We start from the raw sequence: 19,082 nt of genomic DNA, 5'->3' as shown, positions 1-19,082 counted from the left end.
TTTTACATTGAAAATTCTTTGCAAATATACGGATAGGCTATAGTTTGAAATTTTTGAAGACTGTTAAATTTTATAGCTAGCGTCTAAGTGCAAAATGTCCTGTTGCTGTAAATTCTATATCACCACCTCTAACCTCTGCAGACCACCAGTAATCCGATGCTGGCATAAGTTTCCCATTGTAGGTTCCGTCCCAACCCAAAGAATTATGATTTAGTTGCTTTAAGAGTTTTCCGTACCTATCAAAAATATAAACTACAGTTCCAGGAAGTGTTTCTACTCCTATAATATGCCATCTATCGAAAGCACCATCGTTATTTGGCGTCATAAACTTTGGTGCATCTATAACAAGTACTTCTCTAGTGACAGATGCGCAACCATTTTGGTCAATTATCGTTAGCGTATGATAACCAAGATTCACATTTTCGAAGAAACCAGAATCTTGTGGTTCACCATCATCTAGCTGATATAAATAATCTCCTATACCAGATACTGTAATGGTTATGTTATTTGGGTCGGAAAAATCTACAGTCTCGACAGTTTCGATATTTGCTGGTTCAGACTCAATAACATTAAATTCACTAGTCCACTCACAACCGTTGGCAGTGGTTACCCTAACACTGTAAGGGCCTATTTCCGTTATCTCTATTTCTGATGTTGTTTCGCCTGTAGACCATAAATATGCATCACCCTCAAAACCAGTATCTGCATTAACTCGCAATGGGAAATTTTCTGGACATATAGCTTGATTTTCTATGTCGACTAGTGGTAAAGGATAAATTACTACATTGAATTGAGTAATGCTATAACATTGTGAATTTACGTTTGTAACTCTAGCAAATAGCGTTTGTCCGTCAAAAGTAGTGTACGGGCTTTCTAAAGCGTTGGCGTTTGCATTAGCATCAACCTCTGAAAGATGATAAGTCACATTTAAAAAAGTAGTGTCTTGAGATCCTAAAATTGAAGATGTCTGCGTTTCTAAATCAAATTCTAATCTTCCGTCGAAGTCGTCATCACAAGAAATCAAGTCGCTCGGTGTATTTGCAATTGGTAAGTCGTTTACGATAAGGGTAAAAGGATAGACAAAAAAACAGCCTGTAATCGTATCTTCAAGTCTAGCGTAAATAATATCGTTATTCGATTGATATTGATAATTTAATAGAAGAGGGTTGAGGTTACCTAAGGCATCTGATTCAGTTACATGATATGACAGATTTGTAGTGTTAGTATCATTTATAATAATTTCGCTTACTTCTTCTAAATCGAAAGAATTATCTTGATTATCGCAAATGGTTACCGAGTCAAATGCATTAAAATCTGGTGGTAAGTTGACATTTAATTCAATAGGTAAGACTAATGGACAATTAAAATCCGTGTTTGTAACCTTTACGAAAACTGTTTGTGGGTTTGAGGTGTTAGTAAAATTCTCTGGATTCTGAATTACGTTTGCATCATCATTCGCATCATCTTCTGTTGGGAAATAAGATACAACAACGTTGTCATCTCTTATATCTAAAATATTAATTTCTGCTTCTGTCAAGTCCCAAGAAATGCTTCCATCATAATCTACATCACAATCCGTAAAAGGCTCGATTTCTAAAACATTTGGAACTGGAATAACATTAATTATAAATGACGTGATAGATGTACAATTACTGCCGTTACTTATTTCTACATAAACTTCTTGCGGGTTTGTTGTGTTTGTAAAAGTTCCTCCAGTAATACCATTTGTCCCTGCTTGTATATCTTCTATGGTAGGATAATATATGATGTCTAAAGTTTCAGAAATAGTCTGAGTTATTTGAGCCGTTTTTTCATCCAAGTTTATTGTTGTAAACGTATCGTTAGAGCCGTCATCACAGTCAAAAATATCTGTAGGCTCATTAAAAGTAGGGTTAGTACCGACCGAAAGCGAGAAAGAATCTATACCATAACAATCTGTATCTGTGATATTCTGAACTCGCACATAAATTACCTGAGGATTTTCAGTATTCTGAAAATTACTATTCTTGTCAATCGGGTTATTACCAGTATTAGCATCAGACTCTGATAAAAAGTAGAGAACTTCTTTGCCTGTTTGTCCGTTTAGGATTTCATCGTCCTTAGAACTTAACAAAAATTCTCCGATATTATCGGTAGAATCTTCACAAAACTCGTAATTAGATATTACAGGGAATATTGGTAATGTATTTACAATAATTTCTAAAGGTTCTATAGAGAAGCATCCCGTATTTTCGTTTTCAATTCTTACGCTAAGACTACTTGTAGAAGCATTATAATTTGTTGGGTTTGGAATGGCATTACTACCATTTTCAGCATCTTCAACACTATTATAGAATGTAAACAATAGCCCAGAAGTGGATGTGGTAATCTCCGGTATTGTATTTTCTAAGTTAATTGTAGAAATACCATCATCGTTATCGTCACAAACTACAATAGAGTTTGGAGGCGATGTTAGAGGTGCTGGATTAACCAAAACCTCAAAGGTTGAAATATCTACACAGAAGGTTACGTTAGACATAATCCTAGCATAAACATTAAATGGATTTTGGGTGTTTGTGTATATCGTAGAAAGTTGATTATTCTGCGTTTCTGCATCAGATAAGGATTCAAAATACGTCACTGTATAATCATTTTCTTGACCTTGAGTAATGATACTGTTGTAAATAGATAAGTCGATTGTTGTTATTCCGTCTTGGTCCTCGTCGCAAACCAATTGTTGAGGTAAATCTGGAAACTCTGTTATAGCCAGAATATTAAGAATAATATCTTCTGCCTCGGTACATGTTGGGCTTGTTAACGTAATGTATAATGTTTGTGGTAAACTAGCTGGAACGTAGTCCACACTTGTATCTATTGGATTAACACCATTATCACGGTCATCCTCGGTCTCATAAAAAACGATATCTACATCTTGTATATCACCTAAAATAAAGCTTTCTACACCATTAAGATTAAAGGATTCGATACCATCATTATCTTCATCACAAATTTCATTTACAGAAAAATTAGGTCCTGATAAAAGTAGATTTGGATGAATCTCGAATGACGCTATTGAAGGGCAACCAGTAGTATTATCGACGACTCTTATGTATATAATTTGTTCTGTTTGTACTGTATTAGCAAAATTAGTTGGGTCTGGTATAGGGTTAGCTCCAGATAGTGCATCTTCTTGGGATAAATGGTAGGTAATTGTAACATTAGACAAACCATTTACAATATCTGCTTCTACTTCAGTTAAATCAAAATTTGCAAAGCCATCGTAGTCTTGGTCACAGGCATCAATAAAATAATCTTGAGCATTAGAAATTGCAGGTGGGTTAAGCACAGAAATATCTAAAGTTGTGGTTGTATTACACCCAGATGTTGGGTCTGTTACATTCACAAATACCATATCAAGCTGTGAGTCATTCACATAAGGTATAGGTATAGGATTAGAGCCAGAATCTGCCTCGGCTTGGGTATAATGATAGCTAACGACCAGGTTATTCTGACCATTGGTAATTAAATCATCATTTTCACTTAAATCAATAGTTGTAAATCCGTCGATGACTTGATCATCACATACCTCCATTAAAGGTGGTACTGAAATAACTGGTCTTGGTCCAACGACTAATTGAAATTGATTGATAGCCAAACAGCCTGTATCAATATCTTCAATCCTTACAAAAATTAGCTGAGGACTAACAACGTTAGTATAATTACCATTGATTGGGTTTATATTATTCTGAGCGTTTGAAATAGACGTATGATAGCTTACGACATAATTTCCTGGAACTACAGAATTTATGGCCTCAGCATCTTTTGTGTTCAAATCAAAAACTTCAACACCATCGTTGCTTGGGTCATCGCATAATTGATAATTAGTCATCGGAGAAGTACTTTGAGTATTACTAATATCAATTGTAATTTCATCGGTAATAGTACAAAAACCACTACCTAAAGGAATATTAATTTCTACGGAATAAGTTCCGCTTGATGTCACTTCATATTCAGGTAGATTCGCTTCTGAAATAGGATTATTATTTAAAAACCATTCGTAAGTGGCGTTACTATTGTTAATATTTGCATCAAGATATACGCTACTGGCACAAGTTGAAAAATCTTCACCAAGTTCTACCAAAGGGTCAAAACTATTGGCCTCTATAAATATTGCGGAGTCGTAGGTTTCGAAACTTTGGTCTGCAATGACTAATTTAACATGATAGGTTACATTAGGAATAATGTTAGCAGTTGCAGAAAGTACGGTAGTACGACCATTATAGTTCGTGTCGCCAATGTTATAACCTTCAAAAAACTGAGGATTTTCTTCTGCACAAAACCCTTCAATTTCATCATGAATCGTCATTGAATTGACTGGTGTTGAAGTACCTGGTATAGTAGCAATATTTATATAGGGGTTAGAAGTACCAGCTTCGCGAATTAAAAAGGCAAATGCATCTGTATATTGGCACGGAAAGTTAGCAAAGTATTCTTCCGAAGCAAAAATGTAATTAAATTGTAATACGTCTGAAACCGATATAAAATCGAACTCAATTGACGTCGCATTTTGGGTGTTTGTAATTCCTAAGGCGTTTTCTAAATCTACATCTGTACCCCAAGAATTATTTCCATCGCTTAAAATATCGTTATTAAATGTATTACCAGCAGAGGACGCGTCTCCAGAGGTTAATAGTATTCCACTCTCGAAAGGAAAATTTGAAGAAGCTCTATCAAAAGAGCCAAAGCTCCCTAGACCAACAACGCTACCATTAATAGTTGAAGATACATTAGAGATTTGAATGCATTGCGAAGCAAGTGTATTCTGAATAAGGTTTTCTATAGGTACAGCGTTATCTACCGTTATTTGCTGAGCAAATGCGAAGTTAATAAGCCATAGCCATACAAAATGGAATATTGATTTGAAACCTTTGGGCATTTAGCTAACTGTTTATTATATAACACATTCGAAGTCTGTTATACGCTCAAAAGTAATTAAAATTAGATGAAATGCAAAAAAAATCGTTATAATGTAATTTAATAGTTCACATAAACCCAGCCAACGATTGGCTCAAAATCTAAATCGTTAAGATTTAAAACGTAATAATATGTCCCTACAGGTATCAATTTTCCATGGTTAATACCTCTATTAGAAATGCCGTCCCAAGGCTTTTTATTGCTGCCTTCAAAGATAAGTGTGCCAAGACGGTTGTAGATTTTTAATTTGTGTTGCTCAAAAATATTGTACAAGCCTTGAATGTTAAACCAGTCGTTTATGGTGTCATTGTTAGGTGAAAACCCCTCAGGAATAACAGGAGGACAGTTTTCGATTTCTATATTAAACTGAAAAATCTCGTAGCATATATCTTTTTCTAAACGAATATAAATAGTTTGTGGATTTGTTTCATTTTCAAAATCTTCTGGAAAAGGAATATTGTTTATACCTTCTTTTAAATCTTCTAAACTTGTGTAGAATTCAAAACTATTGTTTTCAAATTGAATATTATTCTCGGTAGCTTCAAATAGGTTAAAAAAGGCTTTTTCAAATCCTAAATTACATTCAATTAGATTAGGGAGAATTACTATTTCAGGAATGATAAGAAGTGCTACATCTTCAAAATCTAAGTTGTTGTTTTCGTTAGTTTCAGTTATAATTCCATTTCCGCTACCATCGTCATCAACAATTATATTTAATACAAATTCATCTGGAATTGTCTCAGGAATCTCCAGTGTTATTACTGAAACTTCCGAACCGCCAATAGGAATATCGCTATTGGTTTGCGATTGCCCTATTAGAGTTGTGTTGGCATAAAAGGCTATAGGTGTGTTGTTTTCTAAAACACCAGTGCTGTTGGTGTTGTTTACTGTGTATTCTACCTCTATCGTTCTACTATCACATTCTAAATTAATGCTATCAATAACTACAGTAGCATCTGGTAATTGGCTATTTAGTACCGTAATTATATTATTAATCATTACAAAATCTTGACCCGATGTAAGACTTATGGTCGCAGACGTATCTCCAATAGCAATATTGTCTTGTATGTTGTAAACATCAATATCCATGTTGAATAAATCTGTAGCGCCAGTAAAGCTGATTGTGCCATTAAAAGCGTTATTGCTCGGGTTTAGAGGCGGATTACCAATAAGGTTTCCATTTATAGTCAATTGTTCATTCACTGCTAAAGCGCGGTCGCCTTCCCATGCAATAAAGCCAATTTTAGCATTATCGTTATCTAAAACATTAAGATTGTCTAGAGTGATTGTAAGCGATTCTGGAACACTCTGTAAACCGTCATAGACATTGAGTTGATTTAGTGGTAAAGCATCGTCTTCATAAATAACGGTTAGTGCCCAACCACCGAAATTTGTACCTGTAGGGCAGTAAGGTGCAATAACGTCTGTAATATCAAATTCTGAAAGTGTGTATAATGTATTTCCTTCTGCCGCAACAATACCAGTCACGTCTGCAAAAGCGGCGAAAAATACACGCGTATCATCTAAGCTATCACTAAATGTTCGTTCTGCTGTTACTACATTGTTATTGAGAGAAACCTCAAAATCTCCATTACCTGAGCCAGCCCAATACAAATAGGCAGCAATTATAGTTTGATTTGTGTCTAAGTCTAAATTGGCAGAAGAACTTGTGAGTATGTCACACACAGCCAAACTTCCATTTTCAGAGGTGTTTAATGTATTACCTATTGCAGTATAGTCATAGCGACCATTAAACTGTCGATATAGTGCAATATCTTGCGCATAGCCATTGTAACAGCTAAAAATAAATAAGAATAAGCCAAAGAGTTTTAGTTTCAAAAGACAAACTTTTACTAACTAAAAATACGTTTTATTTAGCGTTTTAAAGCAAAGTGACTCGAAAAGCGTCTACCATCTTGCAGAGTAACAGAAAACCAATAATCGCTGCTAGGCATCGGAGCGCCATTGTATGTGCCATCCCATCCAGAGCCTGTTGGATTAATTTTTGAAATCAGTTTTCCGTATTTATCAAAAATATAGATGATTGTATCTGGTTGAAATTGTGAAGAAATCCCTTTAACTTGCCAGAAGTCGTTTTGGTTATCGCCATTTGGTGTAAAGAATTTAGGGAAACCTACTACAGAAACCATATCTTCTGTAATACCACAACCATCTTTATCTCTTACATAAACGGTGTAAATACCTGGTCTTACGTTTTCAAAAACATTGCTGTCTTGGTATAGGCCGTTAGGGTCATCTAAAGAAAACTCAAACTCCTCAGGATTATTAACTAAAACGGTTATTGTATTATTTTCTGAAGCATCGGTGACTTCAATATCATTGATAGTCGCAACGTCAGAACCTCTAACAATAACAGTGCGTTCTTTGGAGCAACCCGCAACATTAGATACAGTTACAGTATATGTGCCTGGTTCATTAACTTCAATTTCTATTGTAGTCTCGTCGGTTGACCAATCGTAATAATAATTATTTGGTATATCGTTTATAACACCACCATTAATTACAATTGGCTCTGGAAAATTATTTAAGCAGTATAAGACTTCTTCCATTATTTCTATATTAGGCAGCGTTAATACTTCTAATTCTACCTCATTAATACCATAACAATTATTATTGTTTTCTACGCGAACAAAAATTGTTTGTCCACCTTGTATAGTATTTGTAAAGTTATTTGACAGTGGATTAACTTCTAATAAAGCATCGTCTAATGTTTCGTAATACACCAAGTCTAAGCCTGTTGGTAAACCATCTAAGACTTGAGCATCGGCTTCAGACAAATCGAACTCTACAAAACCATCTTCTACGTCATCTGTATCACAGACACCTAAGTACGCGTTGTTTGCAGAAGTAGCGCTAACTTCTAGTGTAATTTCGCTATAACTAAAGCATCCAGATGTAATGTCTGTAACCTTAGCAATAACTATTTGTGGATTACTAGTGTTATTAAAATTACTTGCATCTATGGTTGGTCCTCCAGCGTCTGCATCGGTTTGATTTAAAAAGTATTCAACACTAAAATCTGGGTTTCCTCCAGTAATATCTTCTTCTTTTTCAAGGATATTAAATAAGGTTCTTCCATCAGGCGTACCATCTTCGTCACACTGAAAAAGTCCGATGTCATTAACTTCTGGGGTTAGGTTTACTGTTATTAAAAAACTACCTATATCAAAACAGTCTGTATTGTTATTGTTTTCTATTCGTATAAAAACTTCGTCATTAAACGGTACGTTTTGGTAGCTATTTGGTAAAGGATTAGCGCCTGTTTGCGCTTCTGCATCTGTATCATGGTAAGTAACAGTAAAATCCGTTGGGTTTTGCGTGCCTAATACGGTTAATGTATAATCTGAAAATGTTAATGTAATGACCCCATCTGTTGTATCGCCTTCTAAATCACATTCATCAATATTGGTTACAATATTTACTCTAGGCTGGTCGTAAACCTCAATAAGAAAGCTAACGGTTAAGCCAGTATTCTCATCAGTCGTACTAAAACAATTTTCGTTGTTTACGTTTTCTACTCGAACAAAAATCTCTTGAGGATTTATAATGTTTTCATAAAACGTTGGGAGTTCGTTTACATCATCAATAGCATCTTGTTCACTGGCATAGTAATGTACTGTATATTGATTTGGGTCTTGACCTCCAAGAATATCAGCATCTTGTTGGGATAAATCGAAACGAAAAACACCATCGTTTAAATCATTATCACACTCGTCAATTTTTTGAGGTGTGTAGGCTTCAGGAAAAGGCGAATATTCTACTTGCGCAACACCCTCAAATATTTCACAATCACCAGTATTTAATTCAATCAAAACTTCGTATAAACCATTTTGAAAAACTTCGAATTCATAAGGGATAGGAGGTGTGGGTTGCACTGTACCATCAAAACTCCAAGTGTAAGTTGCTCCAGGGATATTATCTGCCGTAAGTGTATAAGACTCGCCTTCGCAGAGCGGTAAAAAGGTTGTTGTTATTTCCGGGTCGTTTATTATATCAATGGTTTCGGAGAAAAATGAGGCTATAAACGGCGGAAGGCCTTGTCTAGAATTATTTATTAGTTGAACTTGATTTTCTACGTAATTACATGCTACACCCAACTCGTTAGGGTTGTTTATAACAGATAAAAATGGCAGTCCTTGATTGTAAGTGGCGCTGGTGCTTCGATATATTTTTCCGTCTGGGCCTAGTTGTAATGCCGAACGATAGCCATTTCTTTGATTAATTGGAAAAAGACTAGCTTGAATATTTGCCGCTGTTAAATCAAATTGAACTAAAGACGAGAAATGATTAGAAGGAATCTCGTTCTGCGCTGGATTATTTTGATTAAAAAAATCATTAGAAGACGCAACATATAAAAACTGATTATTAGGCGAAAATTCTACACCGTAAGGGATATTAGCGCCGTTACTTGAATTTATGGTAAGTTGTTGCGGTGTTCCTGTGACAGTTCCAGTCGCTAAATCGAAATCGTAAATAAATAAACCACTTTGCGCATTTGCACAGGCTAATTTTGTACCGTCAGGAGAAAATTTAAGATAGCCTCTTTGGTCTGTTGCCGATATATTTGCAGGTGACGTAACCGCAGTTGTATTTACACCAGCTGCTGTAACCTCGAACGCATGAAACGTATTAAAAGAAAATGGGTTTGTAAGTGTTCCAAACTGATTTGCTAAAGTCACTACCCAAATGGCTTGGGTTTGGCAGTCTTTTAGCACTGCGGCTATTTTTTCTGAGCTATCTTGTAAAAGTGTGACGTTTTTTTGAGTAACCTCACCCAAGCCACCGTTTCTTGTAATATCAACTTCTGAATATTTAAAACCAAGGTCCGTCTGGTCAAATGAGTTTGTATCTACAGTAAAAATGTAATAAATGTCGTTATCTAGAGGCTTAGGAATAATAATACCTGACTGAGTACTCGATGGGCTACCATGCAATCCTGTTCCATTAAGCATAATGGCTCCATTTCTATCAAAAACAGTGATACCATCTGTATAAAAAAGTAAGTTTCCACTTCCATCAGAAATACTCGTACAACCCTCGTCCGTACTTAGCTGTCCTGTAACTGGAGTTATGCTTCCATCTGGATTAAAACTAATTCCGGCGTTATCACCAAAATACCAGTTTGAAGCCTCGTTTTGAGCCGATATTGAAACACTTACAATTGCAAAAGCAATTAAAAAAAGAATCTTTTTCATATTTGAGTAGCGCTAGCTACCAAATATATTACAAATCCCTCTTTTTTAATAATCTGTAAGATAAAAAGATAAAAAGTCCTGTCCAACCTAACACAATGGCAATCTCGCTAAAGTGTACAGCATAATCATAACCTAATTCAGCCTTGTCAGGGAATTTGGTCATAACTATACGTTGTATGGGTTGGTCAATTAATTTATACATAGACTCTAACGGCATGTAGTTTTTTACCTGAAATGCTTTGTCTGCACTATCAAAAATTTCGTAAGCTCCCCAAAAGACTAACCATTCAACAATGTATAAAACAAATAAAAATGCTAAGGCAAAAGCAGAACGTTTTAGCAGCATTCCAAAGAATAAACATAGACTAAAAAAGCCAACGAGTTTTACAAAATACGCCAATAAAAATTCTACTTCTCTAAATACAATAGAGGCTTCTGTATAGCTAGAATAGTACATGCCAATACAAAAAGTAGCAATGCCAATTAATAATGTAGCCGCGAGGGAAAAGAAGACTATGGTGTAAAATTTAGAGAGTATAAACTCTTTTTTACTTAGCCCATCTATTAAGTTTTGTTTCAAGGTTTTATTACTGTATTCATTGCCAATCATACTTACCACGACTATAGCAAAGAAAAACTTAAAATAAGATGCAAAAAATGTAGTAATATGCCAAATAATAGGAAAATTAAAGATGCCAAGTTCTCCAAGTTCTAAAGTAAAAAAGCCGAAAAAATTAATTTTTATAGAGGATAAAACTAAAACTGTAAAAGGCAGAATAAAGCTAATGAATATCAATATTTTGCTTGTTCTGTTAAGCCAAAGTTTTTGTAATTCGAGTTGTATGAGTCGTATCATGTTTTGATTGATTGTGTATGAATTCGAAATCGACGTCGAGGTCAAAGTCGAAAATTGAAATTTAGTTTAAGTTATCAGTAAGTTGAAGGAATTGTTCCTCTAAACTTTCTTTTCGTTTTACAAGATGCGAAAGCACTATTCCCTTATCGAACATGAGCTTGTTAAAGTCTGAAGCCGACATCGGTTCGTTTAAAAAGGCAGTTACTAAATCACCTTCGGTTTTTAGTTTTCCAAAGAGATGGTGTGCTTCTAATAATTCAATTAATTCATCTTGTTTATCGGTTTTTAATTCAAAAAAACCGTGACTACTAATCATTTCGTCCACACGGCCAGAGTATAATTTTTCGCCTTTTCTGAGTACAACCACATGAGAGCATACCTTTTCAACTTCGTCTAATAGGTGAGAGGCTAACAAAATGGTAGTGCCACTGGCAGCAATATCTTTAATAATCTGGCGTATCTGATGAATTCCTTGTGGGTCCAAACCATTTGTTGGCTCGTCTAGAATTAAAATCTCTGGGTCGTTAAGTAATGCAGAGGCAATAGCTAAACGTTGTTTCATACCCAAAGAGTAGGTTCTAAACTTACTGTTCTTTCTATCTAAAAGGCCAACGACTTCGAGTTTCTCGTCAATTTTATCTGTACTTACACCTTTAATTTTGCAGACCAATTTTAAGTTTTGTTCTGCCGTCATGTATGGGTAAAAGTTTGGTCGCTCAATTATAGCACCTACTTTTTTTAGAGCCTCATGGGTATTGATGTTCCCATCAAACCAATGAAAATCGCCATTGGTTTTGTTAACTACATTAAGCACAATGCCAAGGGTTGTAGATTTACCACTTCCGTTTGGTCCTAAAATGCCGTAAACATTACCTTTTTGAATGGTAAAACTTAAATCTTTAACTGCGGTGAGATAACCAAACTTTTTAGTGAGGTTATTAATGGTAAGGATATTCTCCAAAATTTGATTGGTTTAGATACTGAAATAACTTCAGTATAAATTGGTTTATGTGAGTAAGACGAGCAACTTATTCTTTTGTTACAGCTAGGTAAAAAAAACAGCTCTTTTTAGAGCTGCTTTTAATAGTTTCTATTATAGTTACTGGTTTAATTCCAGTTTTCGTCAAAATCTAAATCGCTGTAGTCATCTACATCGAGTCCGTCCTCAAATTCATTATAATCTTCTAAATCTTCAGACTCAAAATTCTTTATTGGAGCTTCGTCAGGGACTTGGCCTTGTACAAACATTAAGTTTGGATAATCTGTACTTTCTGCTTCTTCAACAATTTCGGCAAGTTCTACAAAAAACGTCCACATGTTTAGGAAATCGTATACATAAATCAACCGGGTAGAGGCTTCATGCACTAAATCGTTGATTTTTGTTGTGCTCATAACCTTTACTTTATTCGCGCCTTCGCTAACATCGAACATCGCTATTTCTTCGCCTTGATTCCATTCTTCATCACTTACATAAAATGATGCCATTTCCATACCATCAAAACCAAAAGATTGTGTAATGATGTTATGTAAATCTTCCATGGTATCCGACTCACGGATCTCTAAATCCCTGAAAATATCTTCTTCTGTATCGTTATCTAGGATAACTCTAAACCTGTAAATCATACTAAAATTTTTAGTGGCGTAAAGATACAATTTATGTAGAAGAAATAGTGCTTTTTAAATGCTTACTATTATGACTTTCTAAAATGATATAAAACTGAATTCCAATGAGTACAGCTGCAATAACTAAGTGTAAGGGTTGCGAAGAGAATGGGAAATTAAAATAGTACATTGCAATACCTGTAACAATCTCTAGCCCAATACAAACTATAACAAGTTTGAATTTATTGTAGCCTAATCTCAACTTTCGATTTCGCAAGAATAACCAAACATTTAAGACTAAAACTAAAATAGATAGTGAGCGGTGAATGTAAAATTCTAAAGGGGCTAGTTCTGCAATATCCCAATTGAAGTATCCTGCCAGCTTATTTTGCACATCAACAAATTGACGCACCTGCGTACCCAAAACAATCTGAACTAACGTTAGTATAGTAGCTGCAATAAGTACGTTTCTAAATTTAGAATCGAACTTTTGATCTTTGAAACTGGTTTTTGAGGCATAAATCAGATACAAAATGACGGCTACAATAACCAAAGCCATCACCATATGAATCGTAATCTTATATGGCGCCAGATTTGAATCTACTACGGTTTTACCGAGCCATGCCTGAAATGCCATAGCAAACACAGTAAAAATAGACAGTAGTAGAAACCGCTTTTTATCTTTCCATAACCAAATAGACATGATTGTAAAGATTAGAATAGGTAGTCCTGAAAGCGCACCAATTAATCGATTAATGTATTCTACCCATGTATGAAGCGGATTAAATATCGCATAATCATGTGCTGTATAAGGCTCCCAATTTTCTAAATTTCTTTCGTTTTCAGAGGTAAATGCTTTTTTTGCGACTTGTAATTCCTCATCAACAATAATAACAATGCCTTTTTTGTACTCGTGATAAGGTTTAAATTGTAATTCCGAAATATCTGTTGGCGGGATGTAGTACCCAAAGCATTTTGGCCAATCTGGGCAACCCATTCCAGAACCTGTCATACGCACAACGGCTCCGGCAATAATTACCAAATAAATAAGTACCAAAGCTACTTTTGCCGTTTTTCTGAATCTTTTTTTCATTTTAACCTAAATCTTTTTTAAAGCAGAGACTGTTTTCCATGTCTTTGTATTGTCCATACTTTTCAGTTTCGGTATAATTACATTTTCTGTAAAATTTTACAGCCTCAGCTTGGCGCTTGCCTGTTTCTAAAATACAAGACGTATAACCGAGAATCGCCGCCCAATCTTCTAAATCTTTAAGAATTTGTTTTCCTACACCCGCAGTTCTAGCCTCTGGCAATACATACATTCGTTTTATCTCAACAGAATTATCATTAAAAGGCTTAAATGCACCACAGCCTATAGGTGTAATATTGTCGTAAGCCACAACTACATTATTAAGTGCTTCAATAGAATTAAACTGATTGTAAAACTCATGCTCATCACCATCTGTAATTTTCAGATAGGCATCAAGCTGTTTGACCAGTTCAATAAAATCTGGATTCTTTGATGTGGTACGAATTAAATTCATTTTATTTTAATAATCATCAATCATCAATCATCAATCATCAATCATCAATCGTCAATCGTCAATCGTCAATCCTAACGCTTTCCCTTTTTCTAACATTAAGTTGAAAGCAGCTTCGTGTTCATTAGGTATATCGCCTTCTAAAATAGCTTCTTTTATAGCCTCTTTAATAATTCCAATTTCTTTTGAAGGCTTTAAATTAAAGGCTTTCATTATTTCTTCACCACTCACCGGTGGCTGAAAATTACGCACATGGTCGCGCTCTTCAACTTCAACTATTTTATCTCTAACAATCTTAAAGTTATTATGGTATTTTTTGAATTTCTTTGGATTTTTTGTAGTAATATCTGCTTCGCAGAGCGTCATTAAATCATCAACATAGTCCCCAGCATCAAAGACCAATCGACGTACAGCTGAATCTGTTACATCAGATGCTAAAACAATAGGACGTGAGCTCATCAATACCATTTTTTGAACAAACTTCATCTTGTCATTCAACGGCATTTTTAATCTTTTAAAAAGCTTATAGACCATTTTTGAGCCTACAAATTCATGCCCATGAAACGTCCAACCCACTTTTTTGCTGAAACGTTTTGTTGGTGCTTTGCCGATATCGTGGAGAAGTGCAGCCCACCGCAACCATAGATTGTCAGTAGTTTCACATATATTATCTACGACTTCTAGAGTGTGATAAAAGTTGTCTTTATGACGTTGCCCTTCTTTTTCATCAATACCTTTTAGAGCGGTAAGTTCTGGTAAAATATAATCGAGCAAGCCTGTTTTTTCAAGATGAATAAAGCCAAGCGACGGTTTATCACTTTCCAGAATCTTATTAAGTTCTGTAACTATACGCTCTTTAGTAATGATTTTTATGCGGTCTTTGTTTTTTGATATAGCTTTTAAAGACGCTTCCTCAATCTTAAAGTTCAGCTGTGTAGAAAATCTAATGGCGCGCATCATACGCAGTGGGTCGTCAGAATAGGTGATATCTGGATTTAGAGGAGTTCTGATAATTCCTTTTTCTAAATCTTCAACACCATTAAATGGGTCTAAAAGTTCTCCAAAATTTGAGTCATTTAAACCAAGCGCCAAAGCATTAATCGTAAAATCTCTACGATTTTGGTCATCTTCTAAAGTGCCGTTTTCTACAACGGGATTTCTACTATCTTCGGTATAACTTTCCTTGCGTGCACCTACAAATTCAATTTCAATATCGTCATGCTTAAGCATAGCGGTACCGTAAGTTTTAAAGATTTGAACTTTTGTTGCGTTTGGTAAGTTGCTAGCAACATGTTGCGCAAGTTCTATACCACTACCAATAGCAACAACATCTATATCTTTTGCATCGCCACGTTCTAGAAAATAATCTCTAACAAAACCACCAATAACATAAGCTTTAACACCTAAGGCATCAGCAGATTGCGAAATAATTTTAAAAATGGGATGTTGTAATGCGTTTTTGTAAGTCATTTCGATAAATTAAAGAGCACTTTAATTTTAGAATGCAAATTTACAATTTCAAAAATGAAGACCCTAATTTTAATGAAAGAAGAAGCATGAAGCAGAGCAAAAAAATAACATAATGTCTTTAAGGTCTTATAAAACAAGAATTAGTATTTTTACCCCTAATAATTCCTAATTTAATGCAATCCAGAGAAAAATTGCTTCATACGTTCTCGTCACTAAGCAGACGTCTTCCCAACAACAGATTTTTAAGGAAAATTTACAAAAGAATAAATTGGTTTTTTTTGAAAATCGGTACAAATCCTTTGGTTACGGCAAAAATGCAAGATGGAACTAATATCATAGTTAATCTAACAACTAGGACCGAAAGAGATGCCTTTTATACGGGTCTTTATGACGAAGATTTACTTTCTTCGTTCTTAGGGCTCGTAAAAGATGAGTCTATTATACTAGATGTCGGTGGAAATATTGGTTTTTATTCTGTAGCCAATGGAAAATATATCAGAGATAATAATCTTAATACAAAGCTAATATCTTTCGAGCCATTTGAAGGTAATTATAGACGTCACAAGAAGAACATTGAACTGAACCAACTAGAATCAATTTGCCAGCTAGAAAACTATGGACTTTCAGATGAGGACAAAACAAGTAAAATTACTCTGAGAGAAGATTTTAAAAAGGGCTCTAAGACTGGTAATGCTGCAATACCTACTGGTGGTAAACTCGACGAAGGATTTGAAGTGTCTGAAATTAAACTAAAAGTATTAGATGATATTTGGCCTAATTTTAAAAATGATTTTAACATCGACTTAATTAAAATTGATATCGAAGGTCACGAGGATTTTTTTCTTCGAGGTGCTCAGAAATGCATTAATGCTCACAGACCAACCATGCTAATGGAGGTTAATAAGCCGTTTTATACATCGCGGGGCGTTAATATAGAAACAATTTTTACAGATTTAATTCCGAAAGATTATTCTATGTATAAATTAGAAGATTCGAAATGGAATAAAATTTCATCCTTTGAGTCATGTAAGAAGATTGACAATGTATTTTTAGTTCCAAAAGAAAAATTAGAGATTCAGGCCTACAGCATTTTCAACTAGGTGATGAGAGAATAATAGAGATGAAGTCTTCATTAATTATAGCGACATACAATTGGCCAGAAGCATTAGAGCTTGTACTTAAAAGCGTGGTGAATCAAAAAACAAAACCAACTGAAGTTATAATTGCGGACGATGGCTCTTCTGAGGAAACCAAGAGTCTTATCGATATATTTAAATCAAAACTAAATATCCCAATTAAACATATTTGGCATGAAGATAAGGGGTTTAGAAAGGCAGAAATATTAAATAAAGCCATTGCATCTGCAACAGGCGAATACATAATTCAGGTAGATGGTGACTGTATTATGCATCCAGCTTTTGTAAAAGACCATTTAAGTTTTGCGAAGAAAGGCGTATATCTATTTGGAAGCAGAGTTAACATTCAAAAGCCTTATTTAGATGTGTTATTTAGTAAACAACAAACCTTTTTCAATATATTTTCTAGAGGTATAAAGAAACGAACGAGAAGTCTACATTTTCCTTTTTTGGCGCGTTTCTACAAAGCGCAAGAGAAGTTTTCTTCTAAATATAGAGGTTGTAATACATCGTTTTTTAAATCAGATTTTATCGAAGTTAATGGTTATGACGAAAATTTCGTTGGATGGGGAAGAGAAGACTCCGAACTTGCCTTGCGATTCCATAATAAAGGATTACTAGCAAGACGTTTAAGATATAAAGGGATTGTTTATCATATCTATCATCAAGAAAAATCAAAGGATAATCTTGAAAAAAATGATGTTATAGAACAAGAAACAATTAAAAGTAAACGAATTTTGAGTCCAAAAGGAGTCAATCAGTATTTGTAATTTCGTAGCATGAAAAAAGTCTTTGCTTCAGACGATTCTAAATTTAATAATCAACTTTCAGAATTTATTTCAAATTTTAATTCTGAAGGGCAGCTATTCAACAATGGTGAAAGGAACGTTATAAAGACCAAACAAATAGAGTCGACTTTAGTTAATGTTAAGTCATTTAGAGTACCCAACCTCATAAATAAAATTGTCTATCGATTTTTTAGAAAATCTAAGGCTCAGCGCTCTTTTGAGTTTGCGCAGTATCTGCAAAGCTGTAATGTTGGTACGCCAAAACCTTTAGGCTATTTTGAAAACAAAGGCTTATTAACATTTAAGGATAGTTATTACGCTAGCGAGCATCTTCAAGCAGACTTGACATATAGAGATTTAACCACAAACTTTAATTATCCTAATTACGAGGATATACTGCGTGCTTTTACGCGATTTTCCTATAGCTTACATGAAAAGGGTATTAACTTTCTAGACCATTCTCCTGGAAATACGCTTATTAAAAAAGACGAAAATCAGTATCATTTTTATTTAGTAGATTTAAACAGGATGAAATTTGGACACATGGATTTTAATACGCGAATGAAAAATCTGTCTAAACTAACAATCCATAAATCTATGATTGAAATTATGAGCAGTGAATATGCTCTTGTTTCTGGTGAAGATGAAGACAAAGTGTTTAAAACTATGTGGCAAGAGACCCAAGATTTTCAATACCGCTATCACCGAAAAAAGCGTCTTAAAAAGAAGCTCAAATTTTGGAAAAAATAAATCTAGACTTTACTCTTTTTCTGTAATTCGTACAACTTCGTGTATTTTAAAAATGTAATATTTGCCGTTTGTACACAGATTATAAAACCATTAAGTCCGTCTAAAAAACCAAGTCTAAGTACATACGCTTTAAAGAAGGCCCAGGTCGGATTAAAAACTATTTTAAAAATATTAGCAGTTTTACCTTCTTCAAAATAGGCTTGGGCTGCTAGAGTAGAAAATTGTTCGGTTTTTAGATTAAATTCTGAATACGATTGATATGTTTTATGTAGAATATCACCCTTTAATTTCCCAGCTTTCGTATTATCAATTAGGCTAATTTTATCGTGAGGATTTATACCAATCCATTTGGCTTTTCGTCTATCAAAAACGCGCAGTTTTTTGTTAGGATACCAATCTGAATATTTTATCCATTGCCCACAAAAATTATTAAAACGATTACAATAGTAACCATCGTGTACCCAATTACTTTTAAGCTCTTTTATAGATTTTTGAAGTTCCGGAGATAAACTTTCATCACCATCTAACGAGATAATGTAATCGTAAGAGGCAAGTTTTAAAGCTGCATTTTTTTGCTCTACATAGCCTAGAAATTTTTGTTCATAAAACTTAACACCAAATTCAGTACAGATTGCTTTTGTATTATCTGTAGAAAAGGAATCGAGCACAACTATTTCGTCTACAATACTGGTTAATGACTCAAGACATTGCCTAATATTGCGTTGCTCATTATACGTAATTATGACTCCAGATAGTTTTATCATCAAAAA

13 protein-coding genes are annotated in these 19,082 nt (G+C 34.5%); 3 read left to right on the top strand and 10 right to left on the bottom strand.

Going from position 1 to position 19,082, the window contains the following annotated elements:
• Positions 1 to 76 precede the first annotated feature (76 nt).
• From DFQ05_RS09970 to DFQ05_RS09930, 9 genes are all read right to left on the bottom strand, one after another.
• On the bottom strand, positions 77 to 4,915 hold the full coding sequence (locus DFQ05_RS09970; protein ID WP_132705267.1) for a T9SS type B sorting domain-containing protein: 4,839 nt from the start codon (positions 4,913 to 4,915) through the stop codon (positions 77 to 79).
• A gap of 98 nt (positions 4,916 to 5,013) precedes the next feature.
• The gene (locus DFQ05_RS09965; protein WP_241974251.1) at positions 5,014 to 6,792 is read right to left on the bottom strand and encodes a T9SS type B sorting domain-containing protein; all 1,779 of its coding nucleotides are present in this window, start codon (positions 6,790 to 6,792) and stop codon (positions 5,014 to 5,016) included.
• A 35-nt stretch (positions 6,793 to 6,827) separates the two neighbouring features.
• Complete coding sequence (locus DFQ05_RS09960; RefSeq protein WP_132705266.1) at positions 6,828 to 10,169, bottom strand: T9SS type B sorting domain-containing protein; 3,342 nt, start codon at positions 10,167 to 10,169, stop codon at positions 6,828 to 6,830.
• Between the two features lie 28 nt (positions 10,170 to 10,197).
• Positions 10,198 to 11,025, bottom strand: a complete 828-nt coding sequence (locus tag DFQ05_RS09955; protein ID WP_132705265.1) for an ABC transporter permease — start codon at positions 11,023 to 11,025, stop codon at positions 10,198 to 10,200.
• Positions 11,026 to 11,086: 61 nt separating this feature from the next.
• Complete coding sequence (locus tag DFQ05_RS09950) at positions 11,087 to 11,986, bottom strand: ABC transporter ATP-binding protein (RefSeq protein WP_132705264.1); 900 nt, start codon at positions 11,984 to 11,986, stop codon at positions 11,087 to 11,089.
• 146 nt (positions 11,987 to 12,132) lie between these two features.
• A complete protein-coding gene (locus DFQ05_RS09945) occupies positions 12,133 to 12,648 on the bottom strand; it encodes an IS1096 element passenger TnpR family protein (RefSeq protein ID WP_132705263.1) in 516 nt (171 codons plus the stop codon).
• 31 nt (positions 12,649 to 12,679) lie between these two features.
• Complete coding sequence (locus tag DFQ05_RS09940; RefSeq protein ID WP_132705262.1) at positions 12,680 to 13,720, bottom strand: COX15/CtaA family protein; 1,041 nt, start codon at positions 13,718 to 13,720, stop codon at positions 12,680 to 12,682.
• 1 nt (position 13,721) lies between these two features.
• Complete coding sequence (locus tag DFQ05_RS09935) at positions 13,722 to 14,171, bottom strand: GNAT family N-acetyltransferase (RefSeq protein ID WP_132705261.1); 450 nt, start codon at positions 14,169 to 14,171, stop codon at positions 13,722 to 13,724.
• 51 nt (positions 14,172 to 14,222) lie between these two features.
• Positions 14,223 to 15,638 (bottom strand): CCA tRNA nucleotidyltransferase, encoded by a 1,416-nt coding sequence (locus DFQ05_RS09930; protein ID WP_132705260.1) that lies wholly within the window; start codon positions 15,636 to 15,638, stop codon positions 14,223 to 14,225.
• Positions 15,639 to 15,916: 278 nt separating this feature from the next.
• On the opposite strand from DFQ05_RS09930, the gene DFQ05_RS09925 reads away from it, so the two are divergent.
• Genes DFQ05_RS09925 through DFQ05_RS09915 form a run of 3 tightly spaced genes read left to right on the top strand, consistent with a single transcriptional unit; the run spans position 15,917 to position 18,312 of the window.
• Positions 15,917 to 16,738 (top strand): FkbM family methyltransferase, encoded by an 822-nt coding sequence (locus tag DFQ05_RS09925; protein ID WP_158281907.1) that lies wholly within the window; start codon positions 15,917 to 15,919, stop codon positions 16,736 to 16,738.
• Positions 16,739 to 16,758: 20 nt separating this feature from the next.
• Positions 16,759 to 17,544, top strand: coding sequence for a glycosyltransferase family 2 protein (locus DFQ05_RS09920; protein ID WP_132705258.1), 786 nt, complete (start codon positions 16,759 to 16,761; stop codon positions 17,542 to 17,544).
• 9 nt (positions 17,545 to 17,553) lie between these two features.
• Positions 17,554 to 18,312: a Kdo domain containing protein gene (locus DFQ05_RS09915; protein WP_132705257.1), complete on the top strand. Its 759-nt coding sequence runs from the start codon at positions 17,554 to 17,556 to the stop codon at positions 18,310 to 18,312.
• 2 nt (positions 18,313 to 18,314) lie between these two features.
• Here DFQ05_RS09915 and DFQ05_RS09910 read toward each other — a convergent pair whose 3' ends face one another.
• Positions 18,315 to 19,076: a glycosyltransferase family 2 protein gene (locus DFQ05_RS09910; protein WP_132705256.1), complete on the bottom strand. Its 762-nt coding sequence runs from the start codon at positions 19,074 to 19,076 to the stop codon at positions 18,315 to 18,317.
• Positions 19,077 to 19,082: the final 6 nt, after the last annotated feature.

It is taken from the genome of Winogradskyella wandonensis (assembly GCF_004346845.1).
Taxonomy (GTDB): Bacteria; Bacteroidota; Bacteroidia; order Flavobacteriales; family Flavobacteriaceae; genus Winogradskyella; species Winogradskyella wandonensis.
Note: the sequence above shows the minus strand (reverse complement) of the source record. Positions and strands in the feature narration are given on the sequence as shown.